The sequence below is a fragment of the Weissella sp. DD23 genome (assembly GCF_001579105.1).
GTDB lineage: Bacteria > Bacillota > Bacilli > Lactobacillales > Lactobacillaceae > Weissella > Weissella cibaria.
Map to the genome: position 1 here is coordinate 125,848 of NZ_KQ970391.1, position 15,563 is coordinate 141,410.

The window sequence follows — 15,563 nt, forward strand, 5'->3', positions numbered from 1 at the left end:
AACTTGATGCCGGTTATTGTGCATTTTTTCGTCTTGAATCCGAATCATCGGCACACTGTTAGCAAGCCGGAGGAGGGTAAAATAAGATGACGAACCAAAAGGCAATGCAGTTAATTCAGGCGGCACAAGCGGGTGATGAAGCTGCTTTTCAGGATATTTTTGAGGCGTTTCGGGGATTGGTGTGGACGTTATACCGTGATCACAGTCTCCAGACGCAGCAATACGATTGGGAACAGGAGAGTCGGTTAGTGTTGTACCAAACATTACGCAAGCTAAAGGCCACACATTGGGGTGCGCTGACGCGGTACTATAATCAAGCGTTGCGGCACCGAATTGTCCAACTGTGGCGGGAGTCCTATCGGTACGAGTCGGTGGAGGGCGTTTCGTTGAATGAAGCGTGTGTAACGACGTATGTGCAGAGTGCACAAATTACGCCGCCTAGTGCAGCAGTGGCGACCATTGTTGATTTAATATCGAATTTAGGTGTAAAGGAACGGGAATTCGTCTTGTTACTCGCGATGGGATACGACATCAATGAATGTGCGGTCCAACTCGAACGATCACGTTCTTGGTGTTATGCAACGCGACAAAATTTGAAGAAAATCTACCAAGCTGAGGCGAAAGGTAGCTGAATAAAGGCATTCGTGGTAAACTGAAAATACTATATTAGAGAATTTTAAAAGAGCGGAGACACGATTATGGCAGCGAAGAAAGTCGCATTAGCGTGCAGTGTCTGCGGATCACGAAACTACATGGTAACTAAGAAGCCCAACCGTCTTGAGCGTCTTGAAGTTATGAAGTTTTGCAAGTTCTGCGGGCAACACACGATGCACCGTGAGACGATGTAAGAACGGAGTTGGGTCGCCCCACTCTGGAAACAGGAGTACATACTGATGAGTTTTTAGCAAGCGTTGTCGCTGAAATGCGCAAGGTCACTTGGCCTACGTTTAGTGAAAATGTTCGAGACACATCAATTGTTTTGATGACCGGTTTGTTCTTCGCCATTTTGTTTGGTGGCGCTGACTGGGTCTTTGAACAAGGGGTTACTTGGTTGTCTAAGTAAGCTTATTGCGATATAATAAGGACATTGAAAAGCGACTAATAAACCCTCAATCTTGAGGGTTTTTAATTTACAAAAATTACAGGCACGACCTAAGGAGGCAATCATGGCAGTTGAGTCATATGATAAGCAATGGTACGTCTTGCACACTTATGCAGGATACGAAAACAAGGTTAAGGCGAACCTCGAGTCACGTATTGAGACGATGGGGATGACGGACTACATCTTCCGTGTTATCGTGCCAGAGCAAGAAGTTGAAGTTGAAAAGGATGGCGAGACGAAGATTGTTAAGGAAAACGACTTCCCTGGTTATGCTTTGGTTGAGATGATTATGACCGACGAAGCATGGTATGTTGTGCGAAACACACCAGGTGTAACTGGTTTCTTGGGTTCACACGGTGGTGGATCAAAGCCCGTGTCATTGTTGCCTGATGAAGTTGATGACATGTTGGCTCGCATGAACATTGTTGAACGTAAGGTTGCCGACTTGAATGTTGAAGTTGGTGAATCAGTGAAGATTGTCGCTGGTTCATTCTCTGGTATGCAAGGTGAAGTAACGGCTATCGATAATGACAAGCAAGAAGTAACTGTTTTGGTTGACTTCTTGGGTCGTGAAACGCCAACGGAAATCTCATTTAACGACGTTGAGTCAGTACTATAAAGTCATTTCCATAAAAAATTGAATTTTTATTGAACACCTGACTTGTCAAAAGTCAGGTGTTTTGTTATTATAATCTGGTATGTGTGGTGACACGCATATGTGGGAGGCGTAAATCGAAACGCGCCATTACACCACAAACACGAAGGAGGAAACAATCGTGGCTAAGAAAGTTTCAAGCATTGTTAAGTTGCAGATTCCAGCCGGTAAGGCTACCCCTGCACCTCCAGTTGGACCTGCTTTGGGTCAAGCTGGTGTTAACATCATGGGATTCGCAAAGGAGTTTAACGCTCGCACTGCCGACCAAGGTGGTTTGTTGATCCCAGTAGTTATTACTGTATATGAAGATCGTTCATTCGAATTCATCACTAAGACGCCTCCAGCAGCAGTTTTGTTGAAGAAGGCAGCCGGTGTTGAAAAGGGTTCTGGTGAGCCTAACACGAAGAAGGTCGCTACGGTTACTGCAGCACAAGTACGTGAAATTGCAGAAACTAAGATGCAAGATCTAAACGCAGCTGACGTTGATGCAGCTGTTCGCATGATCGAAGGTACTGCTCGCTCAATGGGCTTCAACGTTGAAGGCTAATTTAACGAGTTCCGTACGGATCGCGTAGGAAACTAAGCATGATCAAGCGGGAGGTCAATGACCGTTTGACCGCATTTGCAAGGAGGAATAGCTACCATGGCTAAGAAGTATGGTAAGAAGTATTTGGCAGCCGCTGAAAAGGTTGACAGTGAGAAGTTGTACACTGTTGAAGAAGCTGCCGCATTGGTAAAGGACATCGACTTTGCCAAGTTTGATGCAACTGTTGAAATCGCGTTCAACTTGAACGTTGATACTCGTCAAGCAGACCAACAATTGCGTGGTGCCGTTGTTTTGCCTAACGGTACTGGTAAGGACCAAACTGTTGTGGTCTTTGCTCAAGGTGATAAGGCTAAGGAAGCTGAAGAAGCTGGTGCTGACGTTGTTGGTGCTGCTGACTTGGTTCAACGCATTTCTGACGGTTGGTTGGACTTTGACGTTGCCATTGCTACGCCTGACATGATGGCCCAAGTTGGTCGTGTTGGACGTGCATTGGGTCCTAAGGGATTGATGCCTAACCCTAAGACGGGTACTGTTACGTTTGACGTAGCAAAGGCCGTTTCTGACGCTAAGTCAGGTAAGGTTACTTACCGTACTGATCGTGACGGAAACGTTGCTGTACCAGTTGGTAAGGTATCATTTGACGCCGACAAGCTTGCTGGAAACATCAAGTCATTGTCAGACGTTATCTTGAAGGCTCGTCCTGCCGCTGTTAAGGGTGCATACGTAAAGCACGTATCAATCGCTTCAACGTTCGGACCTGCTGTTAACATCGATCTAGCTTCATTGTAATTTTAGAATTTTTCTAGATTATAATTTAGCTTTTCATGTTGACACTTCCTCGACTACCTGTTAGAGTAGTTTGAGTAATAAATCGATTCTACCTAAGACGCAGGTGTCGTAAGACTTAATAACCCGCCGAGGAAGTGAAAAACGCGTAAGCGACTTTTGACCCCCGGTGCAGTATGTGCTGGGGGTTTTTGGTACGAATCAAAATCTTAACAGGAGGAACATTACCATGAGTGAAGCAACTATTGCTTTGAAGGCACAACAAGTTTCAGAAGTTGCTGACAAGTTTAAGTCAGCTGCATCTGCAGTTGTTGTTGACGTGCGTGGGTTGACGGTTGAACAAGCCAACAACTTGCGTTCAGAATTGCGTTCAGAAGGCGTTGAGTTGAAGGTTATCAAGAACAAGATCTTGACGCGTGCTGTTGAAGCCGCTGATTTGACTGACTTGAACGACTTGTTTGTCGGACCTTCAGCCGTTGCATTCTCTAACGAGGACGCAATCGCTCCTTCACGTATTTTGAAGAAGTTTGCTGATAACATCGAAGCCTTGGAAATCAAGGGTGGTGTTGTTGACGGTCAAGTTGCATCTGTTGAAGATATCAACAAGTACGCAGCTTTGCCAGACCGCGACGGTTTGTTGTCAATGTTGTTGTCAACGTTGCAAGCACCTGTTCGCAACTTTGCTTACGCAGTTAAGGCTGTGTCAGACGCAAAGGAAGAAGCTGCTGAAGCCTAAGCTTTTGCTTAGTGCGACGCACTTTTATATCGGGCTTAGCCCACAAATTAAAATCGCCGTATAGGCAAATAAACGAGGAGATTAATTATCATGGCATTTGATAAGGATTCAATCATCGCTTCATTGAAGGAAGCTACGATTTTGGACTTGGCTGACTTGGTTTCAGCTATTGAAGAAGAGTTTGGTGTTTCAGCTGCTGCCCCTGTTGCAGTTGCTGGTGCAGCTGGTGGTGCCGAAGCAGCCAAGACTGAATTTGACGTTGAGTTGACTTCAGCTGGTTCAGCTAAGGTTCAAGTTATCAAGGCAGTTCGCGAAGCAACTGGTTTGGGCTTGAAGGAAGCTAAGGACTTGGTAGACAACGCTCCTTCAGCTATCAAGGAAGGCGTTTCAGAAGACGAAGCTAACGAATTGAAGGCTAAGTTGGAAGAAGCTGGTGCCGTTGTTACTGTTAAGTAATTAACGTCCCTTAAAAAGACGAGATACTCCGGTATCTCGTCTTTTTTTATGCATTTTTTTGACAAAGTCGTCCTTCTCAAGGCCAATAGATGTTGTGATAAAAGATTCGATTAAGTTTCTTGAGTATACTAATAATTAGTTAATAGCGTTTAGTAACGATTACGACGAAAGGAAGTGCTGTGTGCCATGACATCGCGTACAAATTTAAAGCGACCCTACAAGCAGGTATTGTTTGTCGGCGTTGTGTTGGTGTTTGGCATAGCCTTGGCCTATAAATATGCTGGGCGTCAATTAATAGCCGATTTCGAAGCCACCAAGGCTGCCGTAGTCAGTGATGAATCCAATAATCTAAAAACGGCCTGGCGTGGCATTTTAGATAAGCAGAATGCCCCGGTTGATATTGCAGTCTATGACCATAAAACGGGCGTTACAACCCAATTATCTAACGATGCAAATGTGCAATTTAAAACGGCAAGTATTGTGAAAGTCGCAATTCTCGCTAACTTGTTACGACAGCATGCGACTAATGGCACTGGTTTGTCGAATTATGAAGATGAATTGGCAAGCGCAATGATTCAAGACAGCGATAATGATGCGGCGACAGCCCTACTTGAAACAGAGGGGGGCAATACGCAACCAGATGCCTTGTTTAAGCGCCTGGGTATGACCCATAGTCACATGGATAGTGAATCATGGGGGTACTCGACAACAACGGCAACAGATCAACTGACGTTGCTTAAGAATATTTTTTATCAGAGTCGGGTGTTAACAGATAGTTCACGAACGTATATGCAAGGCTTAATGAATAATATTGCGGTAGATCAGAGTTGGGGGATTACAGCTGGCTTAACGCCGGATGCCACAGTTGCACTAAAAAATGGTTGGCTGGCAGATAAAAATGGCTGGATTATTAACTCAACTGGTCATATTACGAGTAAACAATCAGACTATGTTATTGCCATTTTAAGCAATCAAACCGTCTCTGAAGACGCTGGTATTGACCTGGTACAACAATTGGCTAAGGCAACTTATACGACATTGAATGCGCAATAAAAAATACAGACGAAGCACTTGGCTAAACAATCGTATTAGCTAGGTGTTTTTTATTTGCACCTGTTAACTATTAACAAGCGTTCATGTCAGTTAGATGTTATCTAGTTACATTTATTTTTCAATCTAAGAAAAACTATTGTTTAGCGTGTGCGGATAAGTTACTCTTAGTGAGTTGGTTTTGGAAAAGAATATTTTGCATAACCAAAAACAATCATAGGAGGCAGTCATGCTAAAAATTAAGGAACTGACAGTCGCCTACACATCGACGCCGGTGTTTAGCGATTTGTCAGTCGCGTTTAGTCCGGGCAAGATTACGGGGATTATTGGCCCGAATGGCGCGGGTAAGTCGACCCTAATCAAAGGGGCCTTGGGTCTGATTCGGCGAACGGGTGAATCGTTTGTGGATAATCAACTGGTCCGGCGTGTTCGACGCAAAATTGCATATGTCGAACAGCGAGCAGCGTTAGATTTAACATTTCCGATCAGTGTTTTTGAGGTGGTTCTAACCGGCACTTATGGCAAGCTAGGATTATTCAAAAGCCCTGGGCAAACAGAGCGTAATGATGTTATGAAAGCGCTCGAACAAGTTAATCTGACGGAATTTCGAAATCGTCAAATAGGTGAATTATCCGGTGGGCAATTGCAGCGTGTCTTTGTAGCACGCGCTATTGTTCAGCAAGCAGATGTTGTGATTTTAGATGAACCTTTCGTCGGGATTGATATGAAGTCGGAAGAAGAAATTATGCATGTGCTGCGAGACTGGCGTGCAGCCGGTAAGACCATCATTGTTGTTCACCACGACTTGAACAAAGTTGCGAATTACTTTGATGACTTATTAATTATGAACCACGGCATTGTCGCGCATGGACCTGTGTCGGACGTTTACAATAAGGTCAATATCCAACAAGCCTTCTCAGCGGATTTGAGCGCAGTTCTGTTCACTGAAACGGAGGATGTATCATGACGAGTATTGGTGAATTTATCGCGGCCTTAGGACACTATAACTTCTTGCAGAGTGCGTTGTTAGCATCTGTGATGGTTGGGATTATGTCAGGCATTATTGGTAGTTACATTATTTTACGTGGCATGTCGTTGATGGGTGATGCGATTTCTCACTCTGTGCTACCGGGAGTTGCGGTTGCGTATATGCTGGGGATTAATCTGCTAATTGGTGCCTCAGCATTTGGGGTCATTGCGGCGCTGTTGATCGGCTTTGTTGCGACAAACAGTAAGCTAAAGAATGATACAGCAATCGGTATTGTGTTCTCGGCATTCTTTGCCTTAGGATTCATCCTGATTTCGATGGCTGAGTCATCAACGAATTTGCATCATATCTTGTTTGGAAATGTGTTAGCAGTGTCAGACCGTGATTTGATTACGACGATTATTGTATTAGCAATTGTCATTTTGTTTATCGTGTTGTTCTTCAAGGAATTATTGATTACATCGTTTGATGAAACATTTGCTAAGACATATGGCCTGAAGACAGGGTATGTCCATTACGGTTTGATGATTGTACTAACGTTAGTCACGGTATCGGCACTTCAGACGGTCGGGATTATCTTGATTGTGGCGATGTTAATTACGCCAGCTGCTACCGCGTTTCTTTGGACGAACCGGTTGACCACGATGGTTGTCTTAGCCTCGGCACTTGGGGCATTGGCCTCTACGATTGGGCTATATCTGTCATATACGTTAAATTGGGCGTCTGGTCCTGCTATCGTGTTGGTGGCAGCGCTTATCTTTTTGGGGTCGTTTATCGTGTCACCAAAGCAAGGCTTTGTGACAAAACTAATGGGGGTTAAAAATGCTTAAGAAACTTGGGTTAACAGCAGGTGCGCTGGCAATTGCAATTGGGGGAACGGTTTGGTTTGTGCAAAATCGTGATGCACAAACGGCTACGGCAAGTGGTGAACTACGTGTTGTCACGACGAATTCAATTCTTGAAGATATGGTTGAACAAGTTGGTGGTGATGATGTATCGGTTTACAGTATCGTTAAGCGCGGAACAGACCCGCACGAATATGAACCAAAAACAGCCGATATCACTGCGACAACGGAAGCTAATGTCATCTTCCACAATGGACTTAACTTGGAAACGGGCGGTAACGGATGGTTCTCAAAGCTTACGAAAACAGCTAATAAGCGGGATAACCAAGAAGTATTTTCAGCTTCACGTTTAGTGGAACCATTGTTCTTGACGTCAAAGGGCAAGGAAGATGAAATGGATCCCCACGCCTGGTTGGACTTAAACAATGGTATTAAGTACGTTGAGACGATTACAAACGTCTTGAAGGATAAGGACCCAGAACACGCCCAAGCCTTCCAAAAGCGCTCAGATGCGTACATTGCGAAGTTGCGTGCGTTGCATAACGAAGCAAAAGACAAATTCGCTGATGTCCCAGTAGAAAAGCGTTTGTTGGTGACATCGGAAGGTGCCTTTAAGTATTTCTCGAAGGCATACGGCATTCAACCAGCCTTTATCTGGGAAATTAATACTGAGTCACAAGGAACCCCTGAGCAAATGAAGCAAGTATTAGCCAAGATTGCGGCATCGAATGTAAAGTCGTTGTTTGTTGAAAGTTCAGTATCACCAAAATCAATGGAAAAGGTATCAAAGGAGACTGGGTTACCAATCTACGAAAAGATTTATACCGATTCACTGGCGAAGAAGGGGACAACCGGGGATACCTATTACGATATGGTTAAGTGGAATATTGATAAGATTCACGCGGGCATGTTAGTCGATTAATACCGGGAACGATTACCTGACCTAAACAACACACAATTAATTTAGAAAGTCACGTTCAGCCATGGCGTGGCTTTTTTGTTGCACTTTCGGGGCACATAAAAGTCCGATATATTGCACTTTTGGTTGAGCGTTTATGCACGAACAGACGGTCCTAAATTGCTATAATGAAACGAGAAACCTTTTGTTTATAGGACAAAACATGCACAAAAAACAAGTGAACACGTTTACAAATTCAATTTTCAGGTCTAAAATGGCTAATGGATTTATTTTTTATTAGTGGGATTATTATTGAGGAGATTTTTGTATGGCTACTAAAAACATTGTTGTCGTCGGCGCTGGTTATTCTGGTGTCTTCACGGCACGTAAATTGGCTAAGCGATTGAAGGGTACTGACTACCAAATCGTTTTGGTTGATCGTCACTCATTCTTTACGTACATGACTGAGTTGCACGAAGTTGCAACGAAGCGTGTTGAGCCTAAGCACATTCAACTTGACTTGCGTACATTGTTCGTACGTCAGCCAAACGTTAAAATTGTGACGGCTAATCTTGAAGGTGTTGATAAGGATGCCAAGATTGTAAAGACGTCAGAAGGCGATATCGCCTATGAGAAGTTGGTTTTGGCAACTGGTGGTACAACGAACACGTTCGGTACGCCAGGTGTTGAAGAATACGGCTTCACATTGTGGTCATTTGAAGAAGCTGTTAAGCTTCGTGCCCACATTGAAAAGGTTATTCGTGAAGGTGCCATGGAATTGGATCCAGCCAAGCGTGAAGCAAAATTGCGTATCGCAGTGGTTGGTTCTGGATTCACGGGTGTTGAATTGGCTGGTGAGTTGATTGAACAACGTCGCGAATTAGCCGAAGCTAACAACTTGGATGAATCAGAAATTAAGATTGATGTTATCGAAGCAGCACCAACAATTTTGAATATGCTTGCAAACCGTAAGTTGGCTGACAAGGGTGAGCAATACATGATTAATCATGGTATTAACTTGCGTAAGTCTGCTGGTGTTGTTGAAGTTAAGGAAAGCGCTGCTGTCTTGAAGGACGGCACAGAAGTTCCAACTGAGACGTTGGTTTGGACGGCTGGTGTTAAGGCGAAGGAACAAGGCTCACTTTGGGGCTTGGAACAAGGACCTGCTGGTCGCTTCATGGCGGATGATTACTCACGCGCAAAGGGCGAAGAAGATATCTATGTTGTTGGTGACGTCGCTGCTTATCAAGAACCTGCCCGTACGGTTGCAGACAACCCACGTTCAGGTTGGACACCACAAACGGTTGAGGGTGGTGAATCAGCTGCGAACACGGCCGTACCTAACATTGTGTATGACTTGACTGGTAAGGGTTCACGTAAGGCCTTTAAGGGTCACTACCAAGGATATGCCGTTTCAATCGGTGCTCACTACACAGTAGGTATTGCGGAACAATTCGGTAGCATGAAGTTTGGTAAGAATGGTATTCCACTAACGGGATTCTTTGCCAACATGTTCAAGCACGTGATTAATTTGTACTTCTTTACGCAAATCACGAGTGGTTACCACATTTTCCACTACATGATGGATGAATTCTTCCGTACGCCAAACGGTCGTACGCCATTCTTTGGCTGGACATCACGTATGGGTAACGTTTTGTGGTCATTGCCACTTCGTATTGTTGTTGGAATTTTGTGGATTCAAGCGGGTGCTGCTTTGAACGGTGGTGTTGGTGTCTTGGCTTCACTTGTTGGTTGGTTGATTACATTTGGCTTGTTCACGTCATTGGCTTCATTTGTCGCCTTTGTGACGGGATTGGTTATGTTGATTGCTGGTCAAAGCGTTGCTGGATCTGCTATCTTGATGACGTTCGCCTCATTGGCCTTGATGAACGGTGCGGGACGCACGGTTGGTTTGGACTACTGGGTCGTACCATTCCTTGAAAAGTCATTGGGACGTAGCTTGTACGGTAAGCACGAGTCACGTTACAACGATTTGAAAAAGTAAATTGTCGCTAAAAAGCTCGTCGATTGTTAAGTCGACGAGCTTTTTACATATGTTGTGAGGCATAGAAGGCGGCAATGATTCCGTGAGCGACACTCACGTTGATTGAACGAACACTACCGTACTGTGGAATATAAATCATGGCATCAGCTGCTGCGATGAGGTCATCAGCTAAGCCGAGTCGTTCTTCACCGAAAAGAAAGGCTGATTTTGCCGGGAAGGTCACGTTATATAACGACTGTGGTTGGTAACCTGGTGTGTTGTCGACGGCGTAAATGGTATAGCCGTCGGCATGCAACTGGTCAAAAACAGCTTGGTAATCAGTTACCCGCCGATGTTCAATGTGCTCATAATTTTGTGTGCCCAAAGACCCGCGCCGGTCCCATTTTTTGATCCCTTCTGGGGCGTCTGGAATAGCCGGATTTTCAGGGTTTAAAAAAATGAGCTTGCGCATACCAAAGGCATTACTATTACGTACGGCAGAAGCTTTGTTGAAGTCGTGGCTGAGATTTTGCATAATTGAAATCATTTCGCCGCGGCGTTGGTCAAGGTCAGCGCGAATTTCATCGTCGGACTTGCCTTTGTAAAAGTCCGTCACGTTACGATAATCGGCTGACCGGGTTAAATCAATATCAGACATAATGGTATTCCTCTGTCTTCTATTGTAACCGACAAACAAACATCCTCAAACTAAACAAAAGCAAGCGGTTGTTTGTTATTATTGTAAGTATTAGAAAATAAAAGGGGGCGCAAACATGACGCCAATTATTGAGTTGTCACACGTGACTTACTCATATCCTAATAGTGACACCCCAGCGTTGAAAGATTTATCATTGACGATTAATCAGGGCGAGTGGGTGGCAATTATTGGACATAATGGGTCAGGTAAGTCGACCTTAGCAAAATTACTGAATTACCTATTGGCGCCCACTGCAGGAGATATCACGATTGCGGGGACGCCAGTGACAGAAGAGAATATGTGGGCCATTCGCGATATGGTTGGCATGGTGTTCCAAAACCCTGATAACCAATTTGTTGGCGCAACAGTTGCTGATGATGTGGCGTTTGGACTTGAAAATCGAGGTATTGCCCGTGAAGAAATGATTACACGGGTGCAAGCTGCGTTGACTGAGGTCCAAATGGCGGCGTTTGCTGACCGCGAACCTGCACGTTTATCGGGTGGGCAAAAGCAACGTGTTGCGATTGCATCGGTTCTTGCTATTCAACCTAAAATTTTGATTCTTGATGAAGCGACAGCCATGTTAGATCCTAAGGGCCGTCGTGAAATGATTGCGCTGGTGCACGAACTGAAGACCCGGATGGGGGATGAATTGACTGTCCTATCAATTACACACGATATTGAAGAAGCGGCGAGTGCTGATCGTGTCGTGGTCATTAATGATGGTGATTTGATTGAGACGGGCGCACCAGCACAGGTTTTTGCAAATGCGGATAAGCTGCGCGAGTTTGGCTTAGCCGTCCCATTTGCTGAGCAACTTAAGGAAAAATTGCGGGAACGTGGCATTGACGTCCCTGCGTCATATTTGACGACAGAAGGGATGGTGGATTGGTTATGGCAATCAATTTCAACCAAGTAGGATTTACGTATCAATTAAATACACCATTCGCGACCCAAGGCCTGCATGATGTCAATTTTACGATGCCAGAGGGTAAGTTTACGGCTGTGATTGGTCACACCGGCTCAGGTAAATCAACGATGGTGCAACATTTAGATGGCCTGGTTATCCCAACTGCTGGTGAGATTACAATTGCCGAGCAACGGATTGTGCCAACGACGAAGCCCAAAGAGTTGAATAAGATGCGTGCGCACGTTGGGTTGGTATTTCAATTTCCAGAAGCGCAACTGTTTGAACAAACCGTTTTAAAAGACGTGATGTTTGGGCCAAAGAACTTTGGTAAGACGGCTACTGAAGCTGAAGCGGCCGCAAAGCGCGCGCTTCGGACGGTTGGGATGGCCGAAAAGTACGATGAACGCTCGCCATTTGAATTATCAGGTGGTCAAATGCGGCGAGTCGCCATTGCTGGCGTGCTCGCAATGGAGCCAGATTTGCTGATTCTAGATGAACCAACTGCTGGACTTGATCCAGCGGGGCAAGAAGAGTTAATGACCTTGTTTGCGCGTCTGCAGAAGGAACGTCATTTGACGGTTGTATTAATCACACACCAGATGGAGTATGTGGCCCAATATGCGGATCATGTGGTTGTTTTTGAAGGTGGTACGGTTGTCAAAGAGGGCACACCAGCAAAGATTTTTGATGACGTGGCCTGGTTACAAGAGAAGCAACTTGATGTACCAATCGCCAAGCAATTCGCCGATAAGTTGGCGACAAAAGGTGTCACGTTAGATACGGTGTTGGATATCGATGCACTAGCTGATCAATTGGCAGAGCAGTTAGGAGGGTCAGCACATGTTCACTAATATGATTATTGGCCGTTATATGCCAGGGAATTCTTGGATTCATCGTTTAGATGCTCGGACAAAATTGATTTTGAGTGTCGCCTTCATTTTCGTTGTATTCTTTGCGAATAATGTGGCGGGGTATGTCGTGGCGATTGCGTTCACGCTACTATCAATTTTGTTGACGGGACTTGGTGTGGGCGTCTTTATTCGTGGCGTTCGACCACTGATGTTTTTGATGTTTATCACAACCTTATTGCAATTATTCTTTGTTCAAACTGGTGACGTCCTGTGGCATTGGGCTTTTCTAACCATCACGACTGATGGTGTGACGAATAGTATCGCGGTCTTCGTCCGCTTTATGTTGATTATCATGTTTTCAACCATCTTGACGTTAACAACGCAACCGTTGGCAGTCGCTGATGCGATGGAGAGTTTGTTGCAACCCTTGAAGAAGGTTGGCTTCCCAGTGGCTGAGTTGGCGTTAATGCTATCAATTGCGCTCCGCTTTGTGCCAACGCTCATGGACGAAGCAGAGTCGATTATGAACGCACAGCGTGCCCGTGGGGTTGAATTTAATGAGGGTAATATTATTAGTCGCATTAAGGCATTTGTGCCCCTCCTAATCCCTTTGTTTATCAACGCGATCAAGCGAGCAATTGAATTGGGGGATGCCATGGAGGCACGTGGTTATCGTGGTGGTGATAACCGCACGAAGTACCGTGTCTTAACCTGGCAAAAGCAAGATACCATTGCGGTAATTGGGTTCATTGTGTTTACGGTGTTACTCATCGCGACTAAATGGCTATAAAAAATGAAGTAAGAGGTGTTGAATATGCCGCGCTATAAAGCGACAATTTCATACGATGGTACTGAATTTTACGGGTGGCAAGTGCAACCTGGGAAACGAACAGTGCAATTAGAAATGGAGAAGGTCGTCAATAAGATGGCTAAAGATCCAGCGGACCACATTCGGGTGCAAGGCTCGGGCCGAACTGATGCGCGAGTACACGCGCAAGGGCAGGTTGTCCATTTTGACTTACCGTTTGATATTCCAAATGAAGCGGTTCGAAAAGGGTTATCAACCATGTTGCCTTATGACATTGGCATTAAGTCAGTTGAAAAGGTTGATGAGTCGTTCCACGCACAATTTAGTGCACACAATAAGACGTATCGCTATCGGTTGTCGACGACAGAGTTCATTGATCCCTTTAAACGTAATTATACGGGGCATTGGCATCGTCGCATTGATACGTCATTGATGCAGCAGGCGATTGGTGATTATGTGGGAGAGCACGATTGGTTGAGTTTTGTTGCGTCTGGGTTCCAGCAAAAAACAACGGTGCGTACGGTCTATTCTGCTAAGATGTGGGAGAAACCGGAAGAGGATGAAATTTGGTTTGAATTTACTGGGAATGGTTTTTTGTATAATCAAATTCGCATCATGGTCGGCGTTTTGCTGGAAATTGGTAACGGGTCACGGCCGGTTGATGATATTCAGCGATTGTTTGCCGTAAAAGATCGGCAACAAGCGCGATTTACAGCGCCAGCACAGGGCCTCTATTTAATGTCGGTTGACTATTAAAAAGCACGAAAACAAGCAAATAGTTCAAATCTAGGGCGTATTTCCGTTGACGTTTCGGTAGAAAAAAGGTAAGATAAATCTCGGTATTGTTTACCACACCGCAATGGGAATGTCCTGGTACGACTTTTTTAATTATTGGTAAAGTAAACAAACAGAATATTGGAGGAAATTTCCATGCGTACAACTTATATGGCAAAGCCAGGTGAGATCGATCGCAAGTGGTACGTCATCGATGCAACTGATATTGCATTGGGACGTTTGTCAACTGTCGTAGCATCAATCTTGCGTGGTAAGAACAAGCCTACTTTCACGCCAAACGTCGACACGGGTGATAACGTTATCGTTATCAACGCCGAAAAGGTCGCTTTGACTGGTAAGAAGGCAACGGACAAGATTTACTACCACCACTCAAACCACCCAGGTGGATTGAAGGAGCGCAAGGCCGGTGATTTGCGAGAGAAGAACCCACAACGTTTGATCGAGCTTTCAGTTCACGGTATGTTGCCAAAGGGTACTCTTGGTCGCCAACAAGGTTTGAAGTTGCACGTGTTTGCTGGTTCAGAGCACACACACGCAGCACAAAACCCTGAAGTGTTGGATATCACTAACCTTATTTAATTTAACGAAAGGAGAATAGTTAATTATGGCTCAAGTACAATACTACGGAACTGGCCGTCGTAAGAACTCTGTTGCCCGCGTACGTTTGGTACCTGGTAACGGTAACATCACGATCAACGGTCGTTCAGCTGAACAATACATTCCTTTCGCTAACTTGCGTGAGGTTATGGTACAACCATTCAACGTTACTGAAACTCTAGGAAACTACGATGTTTTGGTTAACGTAAACGGTGGTGGTTTCTCAGGTCAATCTGGTGCCATCCGTCACGGTATCTCACGTGCTTTGTTGCAAGTGGATCCTGACTTCCGTGCAGCTTTGAAGAAGGCTGGATTGTTGACTCGTGACGCTCGTATGAAGGAGCGTAAGAAGCCAGGTTTGAAGAAGGCCCGTAAGGCTTCACAATTCTCAAAGCGTTAATATCAACTTGCTGGAAACAGCGGTATATCAACGAATTCGAGAGTTTGTGGGAAACATCATGGGAAACATGGTGCTTCAACCTACTTAATACGAATCAAAAAATTAAGACGACTCATGACTTTATGTTGTGGGTCGTCTTTTTTAGCGCACTGAATTTAACAAAAGCTTCTTCAATAAAGCCGCATGCTGAAAATTATCTGTATCAAAGATGTGCCCAAACTCAGTTGGTTCTTTATCCATTAACATTTGAAAGACATCCGGTGTCACGGCGGTAGTGGCTGACTAAGGTCATATGATAACTTTTTGTTATAGTTCACCATAAAACAAAGGTATTGGTAATGGTTTGGCCGCACATGTTATTATTGCTGTACGGATGATGTTTACCTTATGTAAGGATTATCTTTTAGACTGTTTATTGTGAAATATGATTAAAAGGAGTCACAAAATGACGATTGAAA

General features: G+C 44.7%; 20 protein-coding genes and 1 other annotated feature. Of the genes, 19 read left to right on the forward strand and 1 reads right to left on the reverse strand.

Features of this window, described 5'->3' with window-relative positions; genetic code table 11:
* Positions 1 to 86: 86 nt before the first annotated feature.
* The 13 genes from WEIDD23_RS03215 to WEIDD23_RS03270 all read left to right on the forward strand — a co-directional run bounded on the left by WEIDD23_RS03215 (position 87) and on the right by WEIDD23_RS03270 (position 10,068).
* Positions 87 to 632: an RNA polymerase sigma factor gene (locus WEIDD23_RS03215; protein WP_010372156.1), complete on the forward strand. Its 546-nt coding sequence runs from the start codon at positions 87 to 89 to the stop codon at positions 630 to 632.
* A gap of 63 nt (positions 633 to 695) precedes the next feature.
* Complete coding sequence (gene rpmG, locus WEIDD23_RS12705; RefSeq protein ID WP_172397628.1) at positions 696 to 848, forward strand: 50S ribosomal protein L33; 153 nt, start codon at positions 696 to 698, stop codon at positions 846 to 848.
* A gap of 23 nt (positions 849 to 871) precedes the next feature.
* On the forward strand, positions 872 to 1,063 hold the full coding sequence (gene secE / locus WEIDD23_RS03220) for a preprotein translocase subunit SecE (protein WP_278279468.1): 192 nt from the start codon (positions 872 to 874) through the stop codon (positions 1,061 to 1,063).
* A gap of 103 nt (positions 1,064 to 1,166) precedes the next feature.
* On the forward strand, positions 1,167 to 1,721 hold the full coding sequence (gene nusG / locus WEIDD23_RS03225; protein WP_010372166.1) for a transcription termination/antitermination protein NusG: 555 nt from the start codon (positions 1,167 to 1,169) through the stop codon (positions 1,719 to 1,721).
* Between the two features lie 157 nt (positions 1,722 to 1,878).
* Positions 1,879 to 2,304: a 50S ribosomal protein L11 gene (rplK, locus tag WEIDD23_RS03230; protein ID WP_010372167.1), complete on the forward strand. Its 426-nt coding sequence runs from the start codon at positions 1,879 to 1,881 to the stop codon at positions 2,302 to 2,304.
* Between the two features lie 96 nt (positions 2,305 to 2,400).
* Entirely contained in the window at positions 2,401 to 3,093 is a 693-nt protein-coding gene (rplA, locus tag WEIDD23_RS03235) for a 50S ribosomal protein L1 (protein ID WP_010372169.1), read from the forward strand.
* Positions 3,094 to 3,166: 73 nt separating this feature from the next.
* Positions 3,167 to 3,293, forward strand: a sequence feature (ribosomal protein L10 leader region).
* 26 nt (positions 3,294 to 3,319) lie between these two features.
* Positions 3,320 to 3,826, forward strand: a complete 507-nt coding sequence (rplJ, locus tag WEIDD23_RS03240; protein ID WP_010372171.1) for a 50S ribosomal protein L10 — start codon at positions 3,320 to 3,322, stop codon at positions 3,824 to 3,826.
* 90 nt (positions 3,827 to 3,916) lie between these two features.
* A complete protein-coding gene (gene rplL, locus WEIDD23_RS03245; RefSeq protein ID WP_004560214.1) occupies positions 3,917 to 4,282 on the forward strand; it encodes a 50S ribosomal protein L7/L12 in 366 nt (121 codons plus the stop codon).
* A gap of 186 nt (positions 4,283 to 4,468) precedes the next feature.
* Positions 4,469 to 5,335: a serine hydrolase gene (locus WEIDD23_RS03250; protein WP_010372174.1), complete on the forward strand. Its 867-nt coding sequence runs from the start codon at positions 4,469 to 4,471 to the stop codon at positions 5,333 to 5,335.
* A 226-nt stretch (positions 5,336 to 5,561) separates the two neighbouring features.
* Positions 5,562 to 6,299: a metal ABC transporter ATP-binding protein gene (locus WEIDD23_RS03255; RefSeq protein WP_010372176.1), complete on the forward strand. Its 738-nt coding sequence runs from the start codon at positions 5,562 to 5,564 to the stop codon at positions 6,297 to 6,299.
* Positions 6,296 to 7,150 carry a metal ABC transporter permease gene (locus WEIDD23_RS03260; protein ID WP_010372177.1) on the forward strand — a complete coding sequence of 285 codons (855 nt, stop codon included), beginning with the start codon at positions 6,296 to 6,298 and terminating at the stop codon, positions 7,148 to 7,150. Before WEIDD23_RS03255 ends, WEIDD23_RS03260 begins: the two co-directional genes overlap by 4 nt.
* The gene (locus tag WEIDD23_RS03265) at positions 7,143 to 8,087 is read left to right on the forward strand and encodes a metal ABC transporter solute-binding protein, Zn/Mn family (RefSeq protein ID WP_010372178.1); all 945 of its coding nucleotides are present in this window, start codon (positions 7,143 to 7,145) and stop codon (positions 8,085 to 8,087) included. The genes WEIDD23_RS03260 and WEIDD23_RS03265 overlap by 8 nt, the downstream gene beginning before the upstream one ends.
* 304 nt (positions 8,088 to 8,391) lie before the next feature.
* Positions 8,392 to 10,068, forward strand: a complete 1,677-nt coding sequence (locus WEIDD23_RS03270) for an FAD-dependent oxidoreductase (RefSeq protein WP_010372180.1) — start codon at positions 8,392 to 8,394, stop codon at positions 10,066 to 10,068.
* A gap of 43 nt (positions 10,069 to 10,111) precedes the next feature.
* Here the strand turns inward: WEIDD23_RS03270 and WEIDD23_RS03275 are convergent, their stop codons facing one another.
* Positions 10,112 to 10,705 (reverse strand): TrmH family RNA methyltransferase, encoded by a 594-nt coding sequence (locus WEIDD23_RS03275; RefSeq protein ID WP_010372182.1) that lies wholly within the window; start codon positions 10,703 to 10,705, stop codon positions 10,112 to 10,114.
* Between the two features lie 115 nt (positions 10,706 to 10,820).
* On the opposite strand from WEIDD23_RS03275, the gene WEIDD23_RS03280 reads away from it, so the two are divergent.
* From WEIDD23_RS03280 to rpsI, 6 genes are all read left to right on the forward strand, one after another.
* Positions 10,821 to 11,663, forward strand: coding sequence for an energy-coupling factor ABC transporter ATP-binding protein (locus WEIDD23_RS03280; protein ID WP_010372184.1), 843 nt, complete (start codon positions 10,821 to 10,823; stop codon positions 11,661 to 11,663).
* Entirely contained in the window at positions 11,639 to 12,505 is an 867-nt protein-coding gene (locus tag WEIDD23_RS03285) for an energy-coupling factor transporter ATPase (RefSeq protein ID WP_010372186.1), read from the forward strand. Before WEIDD23_RS03280 ends, WEIDD23_RS03285 begins: the two co-directional genes overlap by 25 nt.
* Positions 12,495 to 13,295: an energy-coupling factor transporter transmembrane component T family protein gene (locus tag WEIDD23_RS03290; RefSeq protein ID WP_010372188.1), complete on the forward strand. Its 801-nt coding sequence runs from the start codon at positions 12,495 to 12,497 to the stop codon at positions 13,293 to 13,295. Before WEIDD23_RS03285 ends, WEIDD23_RS03290 begins: the two co-directional genes overlap by 11 nt.
* Before the next feature lie 24 nt (positions 13,296 to 13,319).
* Positions 13,320 to 14,069, forward strand: a complete 750-nt coding sequence (gene truA, locus WEIDD23_RS03295; protein ID WP_010372190.1) for a tRNA pseudouridine(38-40) synthase TruA — start codon at positions 13,320 to 13,322, stop codon at positions 14,067 to 14,069.
* A gap of 174 nt (positions 14,070 to 14,243) precedes the next feature.
* Positions 14,244 to 14,687 (forward strand): 50S ribosomal protein L13, encoded by a 444-nt coding sequence (gene rplM, locus WEIDD23_RS03300; RefSeq protein ID WP_010372192.1) that lies wholly within the window; start codon positions 14,244 to 14,246, stop codon positions 14,685 to 14,687.
* A 25-nt stretch (positions 14,688 to 14,712) separates the two neighbouring features.
* A complete protein-coding gene (gene rpsI, locus WEIDD23_RS03305; RefSeq protein ID WP_010372194.1) occupies positions 14,713 to 15,105 on the forward strand; it encodes a 30S ribosomal protein S9 in 393 nt (130 codons plus the stop codon).
* Positions 15,106 to 15,563 lie beyond the last annotated feature (458 nt).